Below are 20,277 nucleotides of genomic sequence, written 5' to 3'. Positions count from 1 at the left end.
GTCTACGACCTGACGGACCCGTTCGCGCCGGTGTGCGTGGATTCGCTGGATACGCAGGGCAGGTCTTACGGCGTCGCTGTCGGGACGGATCATGTGTTCGTGGCCGACCACTCGGCGGGGCTGGCTTCCATTCAGGTGTCCGGTCCGGGGTCGCTGGATCAGGCGGCGAATCGGGGCCAGTCGGTGGTGATCGCGACTCCCTCGGGGGGACGGGGCGCCATCTCGCCCACCGAAGTCGGGTCGGTTCAGACACCGGGGTTTGCGAGCGGCGTGGCGATTGCGGGGCAGGTTGCATTCGTCGCTGACGGAACGGAAGGCATGCAGGTCGTGGACTTGCAGGATCCGGCGGCTCCGGCCATTGCCGGGACATGGCCCACGACAGCGACCGCTTACGGACTTTCGACGATCGGCAGTCTGGTTTTCGTGGCGAACGGGACTGCGGGGATTGCGATCGTGGATGTGGCGAATCCGCTCTCGCCGACCACGGTGGGTTCGCTGGACACTTCCGGGGAGGCCCGGGCGACATTTCCGCTGGAGGACCAGGTCTATGTCGCCGACGGGACAGGCGGGCTTCTGCTGGTGGATGCGAGCTCTCCGGCCAGCCCCTTCCTGGAGGAACTGGTGGGAAGCGTGGCCGATGCGCGCGGGGTCGTGGCGGAAAACGAGGTTCTGGTTGCACTGGACCGGGGCTACGGGATTCACCTCTTCTCTGTACGAGATGCGGACGGCCCGGAACCCCTGGGGACCGTCCGCTCGCCCGGTTCGGCGCGGGATGTGGCGCTCTCCGGCGATCATGCCTATGTCGCGGACGGGCCGGGGGGGCTCTCCATATTCAACATCGCGGATCCGGAAGTTCCCTTGCTGGTCGCGACATGGCCCACCGCCCTCGACGCGGATGCGGTCGTGGTCCATCGGTGGCACGCGTTTGTGGGGGACGGCCCCCGGGTCATCATGCTGGATGTGTCTCAGCCCGGCGCTCCCCTGTACCGGGGGGAGGTGACTTTCCCGGAATCCGTGCAGGATCTCGCGGCTTCGGGAGACGACATCCATGTCGCGGACGGGGCGTCCGGACTGCGGATTGTGCGTGCGTTTGACTCAACAGGCGGGCCGCTCATTTCTTCCGTGCGCCTTCGCTCCGAGCAGAGCGGTCTTGTGGCGTGGGAAGCGAGCGCTGACGGGGGATTCACCTGGCAGGGAGTCTCTCCTGACCGGTCCTGGGTGGACCTGGCGATTCCCGGGGAGGGGCTCCTCTGGCGATCCACCCACTTCGTTCTGGGACCGGACCAGAACGCGATCTGCTCACAGCTTGCGGTGGAATGGGCGAATAGCGACGACCCTCCACCCATGCCGCCATCCGGGTTTGCGATCACGCCGGACACCGGTGAAGGCGCGCGCCTTTCATGGAACGCATCGGAGGAGGCCGATGTCGTGCTTTATCGAGTACACCGGGGCTCTTCCGTTTCGTTCGTCCCGTCGCCCGAGACGCAGGTTCACGAGACGGCCGGACTCTCCTGGGTCGATCCCGGCCCGCCCGTTTCGATGGCATGGTATCGGATCTCCTGCGTCGACTCTTCCGGCACGGAAAGTGACTTTGTGAGCGCCTCGAACATCACCTCCGCTCCGGCTGATTCCACTCCCCTGCAGTTTGCGCTCCATCCGGTCCGGCCGAATCCGTTCCACACCTTGACGGAGCTGGCGTACGATGTGCCGTCACCCGGAGGACGCGTGAAGATGGATGTGTTTGATGTCACGGGTCGGCGGGTGGTCACGCTGCTGGACGGGTTGGCGGAGCCCGGCCGTTGGAGCGTGTCGTGGCGGGGAAACGACTCATCCGGGAAGCGCGCGGCGGCGGGAGTCTACTTTGTGCGATTCGAAGGGGTGGATCAGGTGCGAACGCGGAAGGTGGTGCGGCTGAGATGAAAGCGTGCAAGCCAGTCGGCGCGGCACTGCTCCTGGCGTCTCTGGCGCTTGCGGGGACGGCCGATGCGCTCGATGTTCCGCTGACCGTTCGCGAGACGGCGGGTGTCGCGCGAGCCGGGGAGATCGTGACCAGTGGAATCCCCCTGCCCAAAGGAGAAGTCCTCTCCGGAAGTGATGTGGCGATCGAGGGGGTGGACGCGCAGTTTCTCCCGCTTGCCACCTGGAGGGACGGCTCGGTCAAGTGGCTTCAAGTGTCTTTCCCCGCGACGGTGAGCGCGTGGGGGACTTCTGTGTACCGGCTTGTCGATGGCACGGGGAGCCCGCCGCCTGCGGGGCTCTCGGTCGTGGAGGCGGGCGGAGCCGTCACCGTGGACACGGGGCCGCTCCGCTTCACCGTGCGCGGAGACTCCTTCACACTCTTCGATGAAGTCTGGCTGGACACGAACGGCGATCGTGTCTTTGAGGCGTCCGAGAAGATGATTGCATCGGATGTGCTCAATGGCTCGATCGTGGAGGGAACCGGGGGACAGGCGTATCTCTCCTCGGTCAGCGCGCTGGAAGTTCTGGAAGTGGAGGAGTCGGGACCGATTCGCGCGGTGATTCATTTCCGCGGAATCCACGACGGAATGGCGGGCGAGCATCTGGAGTTCTCCGGGAGGATCCATGCGTGGCGTGGCCGGAGTGATGTTCGCGTGCAGTTCTCTCAGACGAACGGGCAGGCCACGGCGACCTACAGCAATGGATCGCAGCCCAAGTGCCGTTGGCTGGCGGGGCAGGGACCGGTGGGGGGCGCGGAGAACAGTCTCCTCTTCGAAGATCTCTCGCTGGTGACACGCGTGAATCTGGCGGGCGCGCCCCGATACGCAATCCAGGGAGTACGCGGGGAGTCCGTCGCCACGGGAGATCTGACGGCACAGGCGTGGCTCTATCAGGATTCCAGCGGCGGTCCGTACTGGTATGTGACGGAGGGGACTTCCTTCCGCGGCTATCAGGCGGGGCACGCGTCATGGGTCGTGCTGGCTGGAGACCGTGCGGACGGGTTCGTCGATATCAACGACGGCGCGCGGGGACTCGCCGTTTCCATCCGGGACTTCTGGGAGAACTTCCCGGACCGAATCTCCGTGGCCGTAGACGGGACCGTCTCCGTCGGGTTTATGCCGCGGGACTTTGCCACGGCTTTTGAGCATCGTCCGGGCGAGCGAAAGACCCACTGGGCGCTCTTCCACTTTCACACCGGAGATGAAGTCGCGGGTGATGTCTCGCGCGTGTCCGCGGCATTTCAGGATCCGCTCCGCGCGGTCCCGGCTGCGCAGTGGACGGGAGACACGCATGCACTGAACGATCTTGTGCCGTGGGATGCGGCGGCCTTTTCCGACTACGAACAGCACAATGCCCTGGGTGCGCAGGGGTTTCTGGACATTCGGGAAGATGCCGATGTCTACGGGTGGCAGGATTTCGGAGACCTGTGGAGCGACTTCGAAGGCGGCGGCGATCCTCCCAATACGAACAATGCGGCCAACAATCTTGAGTACGATACCGGCTTCGTCTTCATCCAGCAGGCGCTGCGGACGGCGGGCCTGGACGATGACCTTTCCGGGAAGTGGTGGAAGCTCGCGAGGGAGGGGAATGAGCATCAGGCGGACATCGATGTCTACCATGTCGAGGAGGGTCCGCTTCCGTGGCTGTGGAACGGGATGTGGAACCACACCGGGCACGGCAACAGCGGCATCGACGATCCCCATCGGGGAGACTCTCCGAACATGGCGCACACCTGGAATCGCGGGATGCTCGTCTGGTACTACCTGAGCGGAGATCGGAATGTGTTGGAAGCGGCCATGGAAGTGGCCGGGAGCGTCGCATGGCGCGTGGAGAACGGTCCGGGGATGCCGGGGATCAGTGGAACCACAGGCGAGGAACGGGGCCCCGGGCATGCGCTTCAGGTCATGCTGGATGCGTACTTTCACACTTGGGATACGCGCTACCTGGATGCGGCCCGGAAGATCGTGACCGAGAGCCATGCGGACACCAAGGAGTTTGTGCAGAACCACTGGTCCGGAACCTGGCGGTGCAAGCCGTGGATGATCGCCATACTCATGCGGAATCTCGGGCGCTTTGCGGATGAGATCGAATCGGAGCTGGGAGTCGTGGAGACGGAGGCGGTGGCATCGCTTCTGGCGTATGCGGACTTCATGGAGGACCGGGCCTGGGTGGATCGTGCGGGTTCCGAACCCGGGTACTTTCACTATCAGACAGAGGGGGACGGGACGAATGTCCCCGGCGGGAACAATGTGAACATGTGGACCGTGCGCGGATCCGACGCCATGATCGCCGCCTTCCGGCGGGCGACGGATCCGGCGCCCCGGGCACGCTATTATGACATCGGCCGCATCGCGTTCGAAGATGGCTCTTCCTACCCGTGGTGCCACTCCTGCCCGCGTTTGGAGTACATGCAGGTCAAGGTGCATCAGGTATTGGCGGGGTCCGGACATGAGTGGATGGCGGAGGCCACTTCCGGCGGGGGAGTGGATACGGTGCCCCCGGGGGCTGTGGAAGACCTTGCGGTATTGACCGGCGCGGGCGAGGGCGAAGTCGCGCTGTGGTGGACGGCCCCCGGGGATGACGGAATGAGCGGGCGTGCGACCGCGTACCTGATGCGGCGGAGTTCCACCCCGATACAGACCGAGGCGGACTGGGACGCGTCCCTGCCGGTGGGCAATCTTCCGCAACCGGGGGTGGCGGGACAGGTGGACCTTGTGGTGGCCGGGGGGCTGCCTCCGGGAGAAACGCTGGCCTTTGCGGTGCGCGCCGTGGATGACTTCGGAAATATCGGCGGGCTCTCCAACTCCCCCACGGCGACCGCTGGCGGAGGCGCGACCGGTGCGCTCGCCGTGGAGGACATCCTCTGGACGCAGGGGCCGTCGTCGGCGTCTGTGGACTTCACGACCACCTCCGCCGCTTACGGGGTGCTTCGCTGGGGCGAGCGCTCCATCGATGAACGGGTCTGCGCGCTGGCCTCCTCCGACTCGCCGGGCGTGGCATTCCAGGCCGCACTTGCGGACCTGGTGCAGGACGCCACTTATGTATGGCAGATCTGGGTCTCCGACGCAGAAGGCAACCTCGCATCGGTGTCGGGTAGTTTCACATTCACAGGCGGGATCTTCCCGGAAACGGGATCCGCTCCCACGGAGCATTGACGGGAACATCCGGAAGGGGACAGCAGATGTTGCGACATCGAGTGTGCGGGGCTGGAATCGCGGGGATGCTTCTTTTTGCAGCGGCCACCGCGTGGGCAGTGGATCGACCGGAAACCATTCGGTGTGCCACCCCCAAACTGCGCGAGTTCGTCGGAGAGGAAGCGTGGGCCGCCCCGGGGGAGACGGCGCTTCGCGCTCCCTGCGCAGGGACACCCGTGGGACCGCCGCCGAATCCGCAGGTCGGCGATACCTGGGACTGGTACATCTGGAGCCTTGCGGGAATGCCGACGGCGACGCTCCAGCCCTGCACCGTCCGTGGAATGGGGGCGAACTGCTACATCGTCGTCGAGGATTCGCAGTGGAATGTGAACATGACTCAGGCGCAGGTCGACTCCATCGTCGAGCACTTCGACAACACGAGCATTGGGCCCTATCCGACGCAGGGAATCTGGGACCTGAACACCTCCCACTTCGGCGATCCGCCGGATGTCATTGACTAGAACCCCCGGATCTTCGTCTTGTATTACCAGTTTGATGTGTCGTCGGACGGGTTCTTCTGGGGCTTTGATCAGGCGTGCGACGGAATGGGTGCGTTCAGTTCCAACGAGTGCGATGTCGTGTACATGAACTGTGGCATTCATGATCCGGCGGGGGACTTTCTTACCGCGGTTCTCGCGCACGAGTTCGAACACCTCATTCACTACAACTACGACATGGACGAATACGCGTGGCTGGACGAGGGACTGGCCGAGTTGGCGATGTGGCTCTACGGGCATCCGGACACCATCTCCGATTTCCCGGGAGACCCGGACAAGAACCTGACGAACTTCAGCGGGTACTGGCGCGACTACATCAAGAGCTACCTGTTCAGCCTCTACTTCTACGAGAGGTACGGAGGGCAGTCATCGGTCCTTTCGCTGGTGGCACACCCCGCCAACTCGACGGCGGGCATTGATGCGGTGCTTTCCGCGCAGGGATACACCGAGGACTTTGAGGCGGTGTTCCGCGACTGGGTTGTGGCGAACTTCCTGGATGACACATCGATCGGGGACGGCCGATTCGGGTATGTGGGAGAGACGCTCCCGCCGTTCGGCACGATCGGCCAGCATACGGCGTGTCCCGTGGATTCGGTCGAACAGCGCGTGAAGCCGTGGGCCGCGGACTACGCACGATTCACCGGGTGTCCGGCTCCGCACATGGGCTTTGACGGCAGCGACAACAACCGCTTCTCCGTGCGTGCCATGTTGCTGGACGCGACGAATCCGACGGAAGTCGTGGACATGGTCCTTGACGGACAGCAGCGGGGAACGCTGGCACTTCCGCAGCTTGGGACGACCCACTCCGAGGCAGTGCTGGTGTATTCGGGCGTGCAGGACACCGGGACGAAGAACTATCTCTACACGGCGGGGAGCGGCGTTGTCGGTGCGCCGGAAACGGTGCCGGATCGCCACTTCCTCCGCGTGCGGGGATCGGGGAGCGCGACGCCGGTTGTGGTCTTTGACATCGCGGCAGAGCATGCGGGCGCACGGGCGCACCTGGCTCTTTATGACGCGACAGGGAGGCTTGTGAGGCACCTCTTCGACGGACCGGCACAGGCAGGATCACGCGAGTGCGCCTGGGACGGGACCGACCCTTCGGGAAGGGCAGTGGCCTCGGGGGTGTACTTTGCCCGGCTCCGCGTGGGCGAAGAAGAAGCCGCGGCTCGCGTCGTGCTGATTCGGTAAGGGGTCACGCGCCGGAGCGAAACCTCTTCATGGCTTCCGTCGCGGGTTCGTAGTGAGACATTTCCATGGAGAATGTCCCGCGCCCTCTCGTGGCGGAGCGAAGGTCTGTTGCGTAGCCGAACATCCGCGAGAGAGGCACGGTGGCCAGCGCCTTCTCACGGGTGCCGCGCGCTTCGATGCCGGTGACCGTCGCGTTGCGTGCGCTGAGATCACGCATGACATCACCGGTCGCTTCCTGCGGCGCGATGACCTCCAGCCGGACCACGGGTTCCAGAAGTACGGGCTCCGCCCTTGTGGCGGCCTGCCGGAAGCCGTCGGAAGTGGCGCCACGGACGGCCATCTCCGTGGAGGCGTCGCCGTAGAGGTCTACCGACACGATCCGGACGCGGATGTCGAGCATGGGGTATCCGGCGAAAGGTCCGGAGGTCAGCGAGTCGCGGGCGGCGGACTCCACCCACCCCGGCACCGGGCCCGGGATGTCGGCAGAATCATCGGTGCCCACAAACGCAAACCCGGAAGACCGCGCACCGGGCGACACTTCCAGGGTCACGCCGGCGCGGTGCTGGAAATCGGCGATCTCCCGGTCAAACAATCCGGTCGCGGTAGCCACACCGCCCACCGTCTCCCGATAGGCGACCTGCGGTTGCCCGATTCGCGCATCGATTCCGAACTCCCGCCGGACCCGATCCACCAGCACTTCAAGATGCAGTTCGCCCATTCCGGAAATGACCTTCTGCCCGGTCTCGGGATCATCCTTCACGGTGAAGGTGGGATCCTCGATCGCCATTTCGGCCAAAGCTCGCTCCAACTCCGGGAGTTCCGCCCGGGTGCCCGGCTCGATGGCGGCGGAGATGACGGGGTCCGGAAAATCGATCGGCTCCAGAAACACCGCGCCCTGGGGTGTTCCAAGCGTGTCGCCCGTTCGCGTCTTCTTCGGGCCGACCAGGACGACGATGTCTCCCGCAATCGCGGCGTCCAGCGCTTCCTTCCGATTGGAGTGCATTCGGTAGATGCGGGTGATCCTCTCGTCCGTGTGGGTGCGCGGGTTTCGGATCTTGGCGCCTCGGGGGACGGTCCCGGAATAGATACGCGTGTAATAGAGGCGGTTGCGGTTTTCGTCGTTCATGACTTTGTAGACCAGCGCCGCAAGAGGCGCGTCCGGATTCGGTGGCCGGGCGACCGGTTCTCCTCCATCCACCAGTGTGCCCGTCACGGGGGGGACATCCAGTGGAGAGGGCAGGTAGTCGAGTACCGAATCGAGGAGCGAACGAATGCCCCGCCCGCGGAGTGCGGACCCGGCGAGGACGGGGTGGACTTCGCCGGTGAGAACCGCCTTGCGGAGGGCCGGAACAAGGTGGTCACGGTCGACATCCCCGGTCTCCAGAAACTCGTCGAGGATGGAGTCATCCGCGTCTCCCGCCGCTTCGACGATTCGTTCGAATCCAGCCGCCCGAATGTCCGCGTACTCCTTCGGAACCGGGGACGCGGCGGGCGGCGCATCCGGGTTGTCGGGATCCCAGGTGAGAAGCCGATTGCCCGGAAGATCCAGGACGGAGCCGTACCCATCGTCACGGCCCAGCGGCACCACGAGCGGGACGAAGATGTTCCCGAGGCGCTTTCTCATGTCGGCCAGTGCGGCTTCGAAATCAGCACCTGAGCGATCCAGTTTGTTCACGAAAACAATGCGCGGAACGCGGTACTCGGAGGCCTGGTGCCAGACCTTCTCCGACTGTGGCTCCACGCCGCCCACCGCACAGATGACGACGATGGCGCCGTCGAGGATGCGAAGGGATCGCTGGACCTCCGCCGTGAAGTCCACATGGCCCGGTGTATCCACGATGTTCAGGATGTGGTCGTGCCAATGGGCCGTCGTGACGGCGGAGGTGATGGTAATGCCGCGTTCGCGCTCCTGAGCCATCCAGTCCATGACGGCGGTGCCTTCGTCGACCGTGCCGACCCGGTGCGATACTCCCGTCCTGTGGAGGATGCGCTCCGTGGTGGTTGTCTTCCCCGCGTCGATATGGGCGATGATGCCGATGTTGCGCAGGCGCTGGATTTCTTCGCGTCCCATGAATCCTCCCGCAGACATACCCGGACAGCGTAGCGCGGACGCATCGAGTGGCGCCACCCGGAAGCGATCGGCGCCGCCTTGACACTTTCTTGCCGACCCTTCTATCCTGCCGGGTCCGGTTCGAACGAATCCACCGCATTTGCCGGGGAGTCCCGTGGCTGACATGGAACCCGCAAGCCCTCTGCAGCGAGGCCGATGGGGACGGCTTATGCCGTTCGCGTTTCTCCTCCCGGCTGCCATCCTGATCTTCACCTTCCGTCTGTTGCCCATTGTGTCCGCGCTGGCCGTCTCGTTCTTCGATGCCAGTTTCGGGAAGATCCACGCGTTTGTCGGCATGGGGCAGTATCGGAAGCTGCTTTCGGATCCGGACTTCTGGCAGAGCGCCGGGAACACCGTGTGGTTCGTGGCCGGGACGGTGCCGCTGTCCGTGGGGTTCTCGCTTCTCTTCGCGCTCCTCCTGCGGCGTGGCGTGAAGGCGTTGGGACTCTATCGCACCGTGTACTTCCTGCCGGTCGTGACCTCGTTCGTGGCCGTGTCCATGGTCTGGAAGCTGATCTTTCATGTGCGCTTCGGGCTGGCGAACTCCGTGATTGAGCGTCTCGGCGGGAAGGGGTTGCATTGGCTGGACGAACACACGGGGGTATTCCAGTTGGCCGCAAACTCCGTGGGGGCGGATCTCCCCGGATGGGCGGAAGGCCCCAGCCTCGCGCTGGTGTGTGTGATTGTCGTCTCTGTGTGGCGGGGGATTGGCTACAATGTCGTTCTTTTCCTTGCGGGATTGCAGAACATCCCGGAGCACTATTATGAGGCCGCCCGCATCGACGGAGCAGGTCGACGCGCCGCGTTTCGCCATGTGACCTGGCCGCTGCTCACCCCGACGACATTCTATGTCCTGGTGATGACCTCCATCCTGTCGTTCCAGGTCTTCGCTCCGATCTATCTGATGACGGGGCCGCCGGTCGGAGGACCGCTCGGGACCACGAATGTGATCGTGAACTACCTGTTCGAGAAGGGTTTCGATGCGGGCGGAAACATGGGGTACGCATCCGCGGTGGCGCTGGTGCTGTTCGTGGTCATCCTTGCGCTCACGCTGTTCCAGCGGAAGGTCGTGGAGCGGAAGGTGCACTATGCGTGAGGGATTTCGCATCGGGCAGAGGAACTGGGCGGTTCATGTCGTGCTTCTTGCGGGGGCGGTTTCGTTTCTTCTTCCATTCTACTGGATGCTGTCGACGGCGCTGAAGGGCTCTGCGGAGCTGTTTGAGTCTCCGCCCACCTTCTTCCCCCACGATGTGCGCCCCGCCAACTTTCCGGACGCGTGGAACTCCGTTCCATTCCCGCGGTACTTCTTCAACACGATCTTCGTGGCTTTGTGCATCGTGGCCGGAGTGGTTGTGACCTCCGGGCTTTCGGCCTTCGCGTTTGCGTTCCTGAAGTTCCGGGGGCGTGAAGGCCTGTTCAACTCCTTCCTCTCGACGATGATGGTTCCCGAGCCCGTTTACATCATCTCGTCCTACATCCTCCTGTACAACCTGCCCGGCGGAGGAAGGGATGGATGGATCAACGACTACTCCGCGCTGATCGTTCCGTGGCTGGCGCATGTCTTCTCCATCTTTCTTCTCAGGCAGCACTTTCTCTCGTTCCCGAGAGATCTGGTGGATGCGGCGGTCATCGACGGATGCGGGCCGGTCACATTCATCTTCCGGATTATTCTGCCTCTCTCGCGAGCGGCGCTCACGACCGTGTGCCTTTTCACATTCATCAACACATGGAACAGCTTCCTCTGGCCGCTGGTGATGACCAACTCCGACACTATCCGGCCGGTTCAGGTCGGGTTGGCGTTCTTCGCACAGGAGCAGGGTACCGAGCATGGCCTCATGATGGCCGCAGCCACCTTCGCCGTGGCGCCGCTTCTGGTGGCCTACTTCTTCGCCCAGAAACAGATCATTGAGAGCCTTACCCACACCGGCCTGAAGGGATAGAACCGTGACAAGACGAATGCTCCCAGTTCTGCTGGTCGCCATGGTCGTTCTCCTTGCCTCATGCGGGGGGGAAGGCGAAGAGTCACCACGACTCAGTTTCTGGCACGCCATGGGCGGGCCGCTGGGCACTTCACTGGACGGGTTGGTGGAGGATTTCAACGCGGCCGATCCCGGGGGGCCGGTAGAGAGCGTCTCCATGGGGCGCTACACGGCGCTCTCGCAGAAGATCATGGCTGCGGTGGCCGCTGGCGGGCCGCCGGACATTGCGCAGTGCTACGAGGCGTGGACCGGCAACCTGATCGACAACGGGTCGGTCGCGTCGCTCACGGAGATGATCCAGGGTCCGGATGGCCTGAGCCCGGAATCGCTGGCGGACATCTATCCCATCTTTCTGGAAGGTGGCACCCGGGGCGGAGAGATCTGGTCCTTCCCGTTCAACAAGTCCGTGCGCATGCTGTACTACAACCGCGACCGGTTTGCGGAGGCCGGGCTCGACCCGGACGCTCCTCCCCGGACATGGGAAGAGTACCGGCTGGCGGCACGCGCGCTGACACGCGATCTCGATGGTGACGGGGAACCCGACCAGTACGGCACCGCCAGCCAGATCACGGTCACGATCTTCGAGAACCTCCTTGTGCAGGCAGGCGGGACGCTCCTGGATTCGACGGAGACAAAGTCCGCGTTCGACTCCCCGGAGGGCCTCAAGGCGCTGCGGTTCATGGCGGATCTCCTGGTGAACGACGGGAGCTGTCTCCTGAGTCAGGGCTTCGAGTACCAGAACGAGTTCCTGGCAGGGAATGTCGCCATGATTGAAGGGAGTTCCGTGAGCCTGGCCTTCATGCGGGGCAAGATCGGGTTCGACATGGGGATCGCTTCGCTTCCCGCGGGGGAGTTTGATACGCAACTGGTGGCCGGAACCGATGTCGTGGTGTTCCGGACCGATCCGTCACGGGAACGCGCCGCGTGGGAGTTCATCCGCTGGTTCACGGATACGGAGCGCACGGCACGCTGGTCGGCGGAGACAGGGTACATTCCCGTTCGCCGGTCCGCGATGGAGCATCCGGTCATGCAGGAACACCTCGCTCAGTATTCCGGACTGGCCGAAGCGTATGCGCAACTGGAGCGCGCGCTTCCCCAGCCGAGCGCGAAGGGCTGGTACGCGGGTCGCAAGATCCTGGAGTCGGTGGCCATCGAGCCGGTCCTGCGGGGAATCGCGGATCCGGAGGAGGCGTTGGCGCTCGCCGCTGCGAAGGCAGACGCACAACTTTCAGGAAGCTAGCTTGACGCGCTCCGGAGAGCGTGATACACGAATATGCTGTTTCCCGCCGAGGGAGTTCGCGGACTCTGCGGCGCTGTACTTCCCGAACCCGCGCAGGAGCCGCCGCTTGTCGCCTCGTTTTCTATGGTCCCTTTGCGCCTGTCTCATGGTGGCGGCCCTTCCGGTGTCGGCTGCGGACCACCTCTTGATCACCGAGTTTGCCGTCAGTCCGACCGATGGCGAGTTCATCGAGATCTACAACCCGACCGCAGACATCCTGGATCTCACGGACTACTACCTGTCGGACATGATCTATCGTGGCGGCGTATACGAGAACTACTGGCACCTGACGGATGCCTCCATTCCCTGGGACACCTCCTTTCCGCACGACTTCATCGCGCGTTTCCCTTCCGGCACTTCCATCTTTCCCGGGCAGGCCGTCGTGGTCTCCCTGCATGACGACGGGGAGTTTCAGGATGTCTGGGGAAATCAGGTTTCACCGGACTTTGAATTCACGAATGACGGGGACGCAGACGGCGTTCCGGCGATGAGAGATCCCGGGCTGGAACTGGTCGGCCATCCGTATATCCTGTCGCAGGCCGGGCTCTCCAATGACCGAGAGATCATTATTCTCTTCAAGTGGGACGGGGTCTCGGACCTGGTGCAGGATGTGGACATCGTGCAGTGGTCGAACGCGGGGCCGGATTTCGTGACGCTCTCGGCTGACAAGTCGGGAATCTCCGTCGACGGGCCGGACGCCGATGAAGAAGCCTCCACCTATCTGGATGACACGCCGCCTCAGGGGCAGGATCTGGCTTCGTCAGTGTCCGGAGCGCACGACTACGGCAAGACCGTCTCGCGCATCCACTTCGGCGAGGGTGATGAGGTTGCGGAAGGCGGCAACGGTCTCACCGGGAACGACGAGACCAGCGAGAACTACTCGGCCACATGGCTGGCCTCGACCGTGGCCTCGATCGGTTCCCCCGGAGACTACGGTCCCCCGGCGATGCTGAGCGCAGCCTCCACCGCGGAGGATCGCGTGGAACTGGTGTTCTCCAGGACGGTAGATCCGGTGACGGCCGGTTCCGTCTCCTCTTATACGCTCGGAAGAGTCCAGTCTGCGTCCGGCGTTCTGGAGAATGTCCCCGTCACCGTGGAAGCCGCCGTACCGGACACCGACGGTCTGACGATTGCGCTTCAGGTCGGGACGCTGTCGCCACTGGCGGTCTATGAGGTTCGCGCTTCGGGGATCGCGTCGGAGGATCTGACCGAGGAACTCGTCCCGGGCAGTCGCATTCTCTTCCGGGGGTTCAATCCCGGCCCGGGGCTTTCGCTGATCGTTCCGAAACGCCCCTTCGCACCGGATCTTGATGGACAGATGGATATTTCCTACGAGGCGCCGCAGGGGGAAGTCGTGCGCCTTCGCTTCTATGATATGCGCGGGAGAGAGGTCTTCCTCCTTGCGGAGGAGACGGTTCCGGCGGGCGGTCTCGGGTCGATCCCGTGGGATGGACGGGATCACCTGCGACGGAAACTGCCGGCCGGGATGTACCTCCTGCACCTGGAAATGACGCGTACGGGAGAGAAGACGGTCGCGCCGGTAGTGGTCGCGCTGGGATCAGAGGGGACGCTCCGATGAAACTCCGAAGTCTTGTTGCGGCACTGTTTGTGGTGCTGGCCGCCGGGAGTGCCACGGCGCAGATCACGCCCATCTCCGATGTGAACGCAAATGCCGCCAATGGAACCGCCGTAATGGAGTTCCAGACCGTCACCATCGAGGGGATCGTCCAACTGGGAGGCGGAGTTCTGGCGCCCTTCGACGATGGATCCGTCTGGATTTATGTGGCGGACGGAACAGGAGGCGTGGCGGTGATCGATGTCTCCGGAACCGCCGCGGTGACTGACGGGGATCAAGTGCAGGCCACGGGAGTGGTGGGGACCTATCCGCTGAATCCGCTGGCTGGAACTCGCTATCTCTATGTGACATCCGGTGCGAACATCTCGGTCATTGGATCCGGGGCGGTGGACGCCCCCTTGGTTCTGGCTGCTTCGGATGTGCTCACCGGGGGCGCGACATGGGAAGGATCCCGCGCGCGCGTGGATGGTCTTTCGCTCGTTGATCCCGCGGAGTGGCCGGGGGAAGGCACCTCGGGGTTTGTGCGCGTGACGGACGGTGCGGATGAGTTTTCGCTCTATGTCGACGACGACACCAACATCGACGGTTCGCCGGTACCGGCGGCCTTCGATCTCGTGGGGTTTGTGGCGCAGAACGATCCTTCTTCACCCTATCTTGACGGCCACATTCTCCTCCCGACTTCCACCGGGGATTTCGTTTCCGGAGACGGATCCGGAACCGTCGTCGTGACGCCGGAGGTCGTGCTTGAGAGCGCCGTGGACATCACGCTCTCCTTCACACTGGAAGCGCAGGAGCAGGAACTGGAGACGCTGGGCATTGAGATCCCCGCCGCGTGGGAGTGGGCGGTTCCCGGAGACCTCTCCGTGGCCGGGAGCGGTTTTGCGGCTGCCACGGCGGGATATCAGGAAGTCTCTCCCGGGCGGTACACCGTCTGGATTGGCGGGGCGACGGTTCTTCCCGGGGCCTCCGGAACGGTGACCGTCGGCAGCCTGACCGCACCGGATTCTCTGGCGGAGTATGTTTTCCTGTCGACGACCGCCACCGCCGGCGGAGTTCCTTCGGCCATCGGAGAGTCTCCTTCGGTTCGGGTCCGTGCACAGGTGCTGCCGGGAGATGTCGTCATCAACGAGGTCTACCCGAACACCTCCTCCACCGAGTTCGAGGAGGGCGCGGAGTTCGTCGAGATCTTCAACAGCACGACGAAGGTGATGGAGATTGGCGGCTGGACGCTTGCGGACATCGGGCGCGACGGTCCCGGCTGCGATCCCGGCCCGCGCTGGGAGTTCCCCGCAGGCACGGAACTTCCCGCCGGAGGGTATGCGGTGGTCTGCCGGACCGCGTTCGATCCCCAGGGGCCCGGCTCCGAAGACGACAAGGGGTACCTTCTCCAGTTTGCGCGACCGGACAGTGCCGTTCTCTTCCTGGAGACCTACGACGCTTCCACGCTGCTTCGGGCTGTCGAAGCGGATGATCCCAATACCGACAACATGATTCTCCTGGACCCGTCTTCCGGCGACGATCAGATGGCGCTCCTGGGCGGGTTCCAGACGAACGCGGGCCAGTGCGAGCCGGACTTGCTCCCGGGATCAGCCGTGCCCTACGGGGAACTGGTAGTCCTGCGGGATCAGGACGGGACTGTGGTGGATGCGGTGGAGTACCACGAGACCGGACCGTGCGAGGGAGATCTCTGTGACGGAGAGATCACCGGCCCGGCCGATGCCTACCCCTTCGGCGCGCCCAAGGTGGGGCACACCCTCGGGCTGGATGCGGTCTCCTCATGGACGGGGAGTTCGCTGGCCGACCTGCTCCCCTCATCGAACCCGACACCGGGCATGGCGAATATCCCCGGGGATACGGTCGCACCTGCGTTGATCGTGGACTCCGAAGATGCGGCCCGCTCGACGATTCTGGTGGAGGTCTCCTTCGACGAGTCGGTGGATGACGCCAGCGCTCTCACGGCGGCCCACTATTCCCTCACCACTTCGGGCAGGGCCGAGTCCCCGACCGTGCGGGAAGTGTATGCGGATCCGCTGACCCCCAACCGCCGCTACTTCCTCTGGACGGATCCCCTTCCTGCGGGTTCCGAGGTGGCGCTTGTGGTGGAAGGCGTCGCGGATCTGGAGGGAAATCTCACGAGTGCGTCCGCGTCCTTCACAGTGCCGTCTCTTGCCGCGGCCTTCTGCGATGTTCAGGCTTTCGATGAGGCCGGGTTCTCACCCATGAACGGCGACACCGTCGTGGTCAGCGGGTTTGTGACGCTGGGTGACATCGACCCCGTGGAAACGGGGACGGGGGCTCCCGAAGAGCGGCTCAGCATCTGGGTGCAGGATCCCGGCGGCTGCGGGGCGAATGTGTTCTCTTTCATGGCTTCGGACGCTGCGGAGTACGACCTCTACTACCCGGATGTTCGGGAGTATGGCGTTCGTGTCGGGGATCTGGTTCAGGTGAAGGGGACCGTGGTGGAGTATGTGTCCGGCAGCGGCAACGGCGCTGTGACGGAAGTCTCCGCGCTGACCGAGGACCCCGGGTTCTACAAGTTTCTGGCTCGCGGCCTTTCCGGGGCGGTGCCTGTGGTGGTGCCGACCGGGGAAGTCGGGCAGGAGGTGTACGAAGGTGCGCTCCTGGAGACAGAGGGCGTGATCATCAACTCCAACTCGCTGGCGGCGTACATCGACGACGGAACAGGCAGCATTCAGGTGTTCCAGAACTTCGACACGCTGGACCTCACGCGATTCAATGTCGGCGATCGAATCCATGTGACCGGTGTGCTGACACAGTACGACTCGTCGCCGCCCTACTTCTCCGGCTACGAACTGATTCCCCAGTCTCAGGACACCATTCAGGAAGTGAACGGCGGGTTCTCCTCTTCCGGTCCTCTGGTGGAAGTGGAGCGGGGCATACTGGTCCCGGCACTGGGCGAAACCATCGAGATCCGCACCAACACCTCCTTCCGCAGCGACATGGTCCTTGAGATCTACGACGCTGTGGGCAGGAAGGTGACGACACTCTATGACGGCATTGGTCTGGGACCGCAGACGCTCTCCTGGGACGGAGTGGGGCTGGACGGTTCCGTGGTCGAGCCGGGAATGTACATCTGTCACGCCCGCGCGGTGCCTCTGGACGGTGGTAGCGTTCAGACCGCGTCCGCGCCGATCGTGGTGGGCATGCAACTGGAAGGCCCGGGAGGATCGCGATGAGCTGCGTGCGCGCTTCTTCCTTTCGCAAGGGAGGTGTTCACTTGATTCGATTCCGGAGCGGAAGGTGTCTTCTGACTGCGCTGCTCCTCGTGGTTCTTCAGGCTGCATCGGCTGGGGCAGTCTTCGATGACCTGGAAGTCAGCCCGAGAGCCCGTGGGCTGGGCGGGTGCTATGCCGGACTGTCAAGCGAGGCCACCGGTGTCTTCTACAATCCGGCGGGACTTGTGAACACGGAGGGTCGGAATGCCTATCTCTCCATGTTTCGCCCGTTCGATATGCCGTTCAGCCGTGTGAATCTCTTCGCGTATTCGACTCCCGTGCAGGGTTGGGGCACCGTGGGCGTGGGGTATTCGGATTTTCGCGTGGACTATCTGGACACCGTGCTGGAGGTGGAGAGAACGCTCACTTTCTCGCACGCGTTTGACCTGATGAGAGACCTTTCCTCGGGACTGGCGTTCGGCTACTCGGTGAACATCTACAACCTGGACTACCCCACGGTTTCCGTGACCGGTTTCGACCTGGGATCGGAGACCACAGTCGGACTGGACATCGGGTTCGTGGCGCAACTGCGTGAACGAACGACGGCGGGGTTCTTCGTGGAGAACCTGAACAATCCGAGCATGGGTGATCCGGTCGGCGTGGATCTGCCGCAGCGTGTGTCAGGCGGCATGGCCTACCGGCCCTACGATGGCGTGATCACGGCATTCGAGGTGGAGAAACAGTTGGGGCAGGAGATCCAGTTCCATGGCGGAATGGAGTTTGAAGTCTCGAAGCCGCTCGTGATTCGAGTCGGTGCGCAGACGAAACCCAACCTGCTCGATGTTGGCGTGGGGCTGAACTTCGGCATGGCGAAGCTGGATGTGACCTATACCCACCATCCGGTCATGGACGCGACGATCCACTACGGCCTTGGGCTGCACTTCTAGGAGCGGGGAACCGGCGATGATGTTTTCGGGAGTCCGAACAAGATCGATCGGCGCGCTGATGTTGCTGATGCTTGCTGTCACCGGCGGCGCACTCGCAGCCGACCCGCTGGACCTGAACCGCGCAACTCTGGAGGAGATCCTTGCGCTTCCGATTCCGGAAGAAGTCGCGCGCGGAGTCTGGCTGCACCGGGAGTATGTGGACTACTACCGGTCGGTGACGGACCTGTTGGATGTGCCCGGGATGACCGCAGTGCTTCTTGCCGACATCCGCGGGTCGGTCGCCGTTCAGGCCGTGGCGCAGAGCCCGGAACGAGAACGGAAGGACCGCCTGTTCTACCGGTTTGAGTGGTGGGAAGGCGCCGAGGGAATGGACGAGTCCCTGGTGGAACTCTACAAGGATCTCGCGCTGGACCCCATCGATGTGAATGTGGCCGGGGTGCTGGATCTTCAGAACCTCCAGAGCGTGTCGCCGGTGGATGCGGTCTCCATCTTCAAGTACCGGAAGAAGGTCGGGAGCATCGGGAGTCGTGGGCAGCTGCGCCGCGTCACAGGACTCTCGGGATGGGGGTACTCCAATGCCCGGAACTTCCTGAGCTATGGATCGGAGGGAGATGCTCCGGCGGCGGCACGCCTTCAGGGGAACTACTCGCTTCGCGTGGAGTCCACCAACTACTTCTCGGATGTGGAAGATCTGCTCCGCGGAGATCGGGATCCCGGGCAGGGTACGACGGACACCTGGTGGGACCGGACCGGTATGGACAATCCCTCCCCGGCGGTTCTGCAGAAGCTGCGCCTTCGGTACGGGCATGGCGCGCAGGTGGGGCTTGCGGCCAGCAGACGCCTCGGAGAGCGGGATCTTCTGGAGAATCCAAAGGCATTTGTCGGGCTGGAGGATCTGACCGACTCGTCCGGCCTCTTGAAGATCGACAAGATCTACTTCGGGAACTATCAGGTCTCCTGGGGGCAGGGCGTCGTCATGGAGAACACAGATTTCCGGAGCCCCCGAAAGAGCGGTTACGGTTGGGGCAAACGCTACGATGGTGTCCTGGGAGATCTTTCGCGGACTCAGCAGTTCAGCTTCAACGGAGCGGCGGGCGAGGCCTCGGTGGGGAAGTTCCGCGCGATCGGTTTCTTCTCGGATGACCATCGGGACGCCATTCTGAATGCCGATGGTTCCGTCAATATGCTGATCACCATGTCCCCCCGGCTCGAGAATTCACAACTGGAGGAAGCGGGGCTTCGTCCGATGAAGGATGTGCTTCGCGAGCGCACGCACGGCGGGAATCTCCGCTACACCTTCTCTCCGGGTTGTCATGTGGGAGTGGGCGGCTACGAGAGCCGCTATGATCGTTTCTTCGATCCGAAGTGGGATCCGGAGAACCCGACGGACAAGCACCCGCTGATTCTCGACGACAACGAAGACAACATCCTCCCGCAGGATGGGGAAGTCTTCTCCTCCTACAAGAGCGATGGAAAGTATCGGCGCGTGGTGGGCGCGGACTTCCAGTGGGTGTATCGCAATCTTGCTCTTCAGGGTGAGTACGCGGAACTGGATAAGGGAGGGTCGGCGCTTCGCGTCGGAGACGATCCCAGCGCGCTGGTCCTCAACGGATTCCTTCAGTACGAGAACCTGAACTGTCTGGTCGTGTATCGGGATTACGATGTGGCGTATGACAACCCGTACCAGCGGTCGTTCTCGAACTACCAGCGCTTCAAGGGCTCCATCATGGAGGACAACTTCCGGCTTGCGGACCCGATCTACGGCTTCGTGTATGAGAATGCGGCGCAACCGCAGGCGGAGAAGGGGTTCTTTCTCAGCACGCGCTATCGCTGGCACGAGCGCATCATCACGACCGTGGAATGGGACACCTGGCGTCGACAGGCGGACATGAGTCGCTATTCCCGCTGGGTCGGGAAGCTGGAGTACCGCTTCCTGTTCCCGCTGCGCTTCAAGCTGCGCCACAAGTACCAGAACCGTGAGCGCCAGAACTACTACGACCCGTCGATCTTCAGCAATGTGGAGACGCGGATGGAGTTGGAGTACCGCCTCTCACGCTATGACCAACTGGAGTTCCTCTACGCCACTTCCTATACGCACTGGCCTCCTCGCGGCAGGCTTCAGGGCGAGGCAGAGGCCACCGGATCCAGCCCGATTTCGGGGAACAACGCCCAGCCTGCCTACGCGTTCGGTGGCTGGTGGACCCACAACTTCGAGTCGGGCCGCATGAAACTGGACGGCGCCGCGTTCCTGTACGACGGATTCCTCTGGTTCTTTGAGAAGAGCACATTCCGCGTGGCGGACGGACAGGCGTTCCGCGCATGGGTGGAAGTCACAGACCGACTCTCGGATGACCTCACGCTGCGGTTCCGGA

12 protein-coding genes are annotated in these 20,277 nt (G+C 63.5%); 11 read left to right on the top strand and 1 reads right to left on the bottom strand.

From position 1 onward, the window contains the following. The 4 genes from QF819_10150 to QF819_10135 form a co-directional block, all read left to right on the top strand. A partial coding sequence (locus QF819_10150) for a FlgD immunoglobulin-like domain containing protein (protein ID MDP6803510.1) occupies positions 1-1,920 on the top strand: 1,920 nt, incomplete at its 5' end. Beyond that, entirely contained in the window at positions 1,917-5,114 is a 3,198-nt protein-coding gene (locus QF819_10145) for a hypothetical protein (protein ID MDP6803509.1), read from the top strand. The genes QF819_10150 and QF819_10145, both read left to right, overlap by 4 nt. Positions 5,115-5,140: 26 nt before the next feature. Next, positions 5,141-5,614, top strand: a complete 474-nt coding sequence (locus QF819_10140) for a hypothetical protein (protein MDP6803508.1) — start codon at positions 5,141-5,143, stop codon at positions 5,612-5,614. An 18-nt stretch (positions 5,615-5,632) separates the two neighbouring features. After that, positions 5,633-6,838: a FlgD immunoglobulin-like domain containing protein gene (locus QF819_10135; protein MDP6803507.1), complete on the top strand. Its 1,206-nt coding sequence runs from the start codon at positions 5,633-5,635 to the stop codon at positions 6,836-6,838. Between the two features lie 4 nt (positions 6,839-6,842). Here the strand turns inward: QF819_10135 and fusA are convergent, their stop codons facing one another. Further along, a complete protein-coding gene (gene fusA, locus QF819_10130; GenBank protein ID MDP6803506.1) occupies positions 6,843-8,909 on the bottom strand; it encodes an elongation factor G in 2,067 nt (688 codons plus the stop codon). A 163-nt stretch (positions 8,910-9,072) separates the two neighbouring features. On the opposite strand from fusA, the gene QF819_10125 reads away from it, so the two are divergent. The 7 genes from QF819_10125 to QF819_10095 all read left to right on the top strand — a co-directional run. Continuing rightward, positions 9,073-10,044: a sugar ABC transporter permease gene (locus tag QF819_10125; GenBank protein MDP6803505.1), complete on the top strand. Its 972-nt coding sequence runs from the start codon at positions 9,073-9,075 to the stop codon at positions 10,042-10,044. Beyond that, a complete protein-coding gene (locus QF819_10120) occupies positions 10,037-10,888 on the top strand; it encodes a carbohydrate ABC transporter permease (GenBank protein MDP6803504.1) in 852 nt (283 codons plus the stop codon). The genes QF819_10125 and QF819_10120 overlap by 8 nt, the downstream gene beginning before the upstream one ends. A gap of 16 nt (positions 10,889-10,904) precedes the next feature. Continuing rightward, positions 10,905-12,167: an ABC transporter substrate-binding protein gene (locus QF819_10115; GenBank protein MDP6803503.1), complete on the top strand. Its 1,263-nt coding sequence runs from the start codon at positions 10,905-10,907 to the stop codon at positions 12,165-12,167. 106 nt (positions 12,168-12,273) lie between these two features. Next, on the top strand, positions 12,274-13,785 hold the full coding sequence (locus QF819_10110; GenBank protein MDP6803502.1) for a lamin tail domain-containing protein: 1,512 nt from the start codon (positions 12,274-12,276) through the stop codon (positions 13,783-13,785). Continuing rightward, the gene (locus tag QF819_10105; GenBank protein MDP6803501.1) at positions 13,782-16,979 is read left to right on the top strand and encodes a lamin tail domain-containing protein; all 3,198 of its coding nucleotides are present in this window, start codon (positions 13,782-13,784) and stop codon (positions 16,977-16,979) included. The genes QF819_10110 and QF819_10105 overlap by 4 nt, the downstream gene beginning before the upstream one ends. Before the next feature lie 41 nt (positions 16,980-17,020). Beyond that, positions 17,021-17,905, top strand: a complete 885-nt coding sequence (locus QF819_10100) for a hypothetical protein (protein ID MDP6803500.1) — start codon at positions 17,021-17,023, stop codon at positions 17,903-17,905. Positions 17,906-17,921: 16 nt separating this feature from the next. Continuing rightward, the coding region (locus QF819_10095; GenBank protein ID MDP6803499.1) for a helix-hairpin-helix domain-containing protein at positions 17,922-20,277 on the top strand (2,356 nt) is incomplete at its 3' end.

It is taken from the genome of Gemmatimonadota bacterium, assembly GCA_030747075.1.
GTDB lineage: Bacteria > ARS69 > ARS69 > ARS69 > ARS69 > ARS69.
Note: the sequence above shows the minus strand (reverse complement) of the source record. Positions and strands in the feature narration are given on the sequence as shown.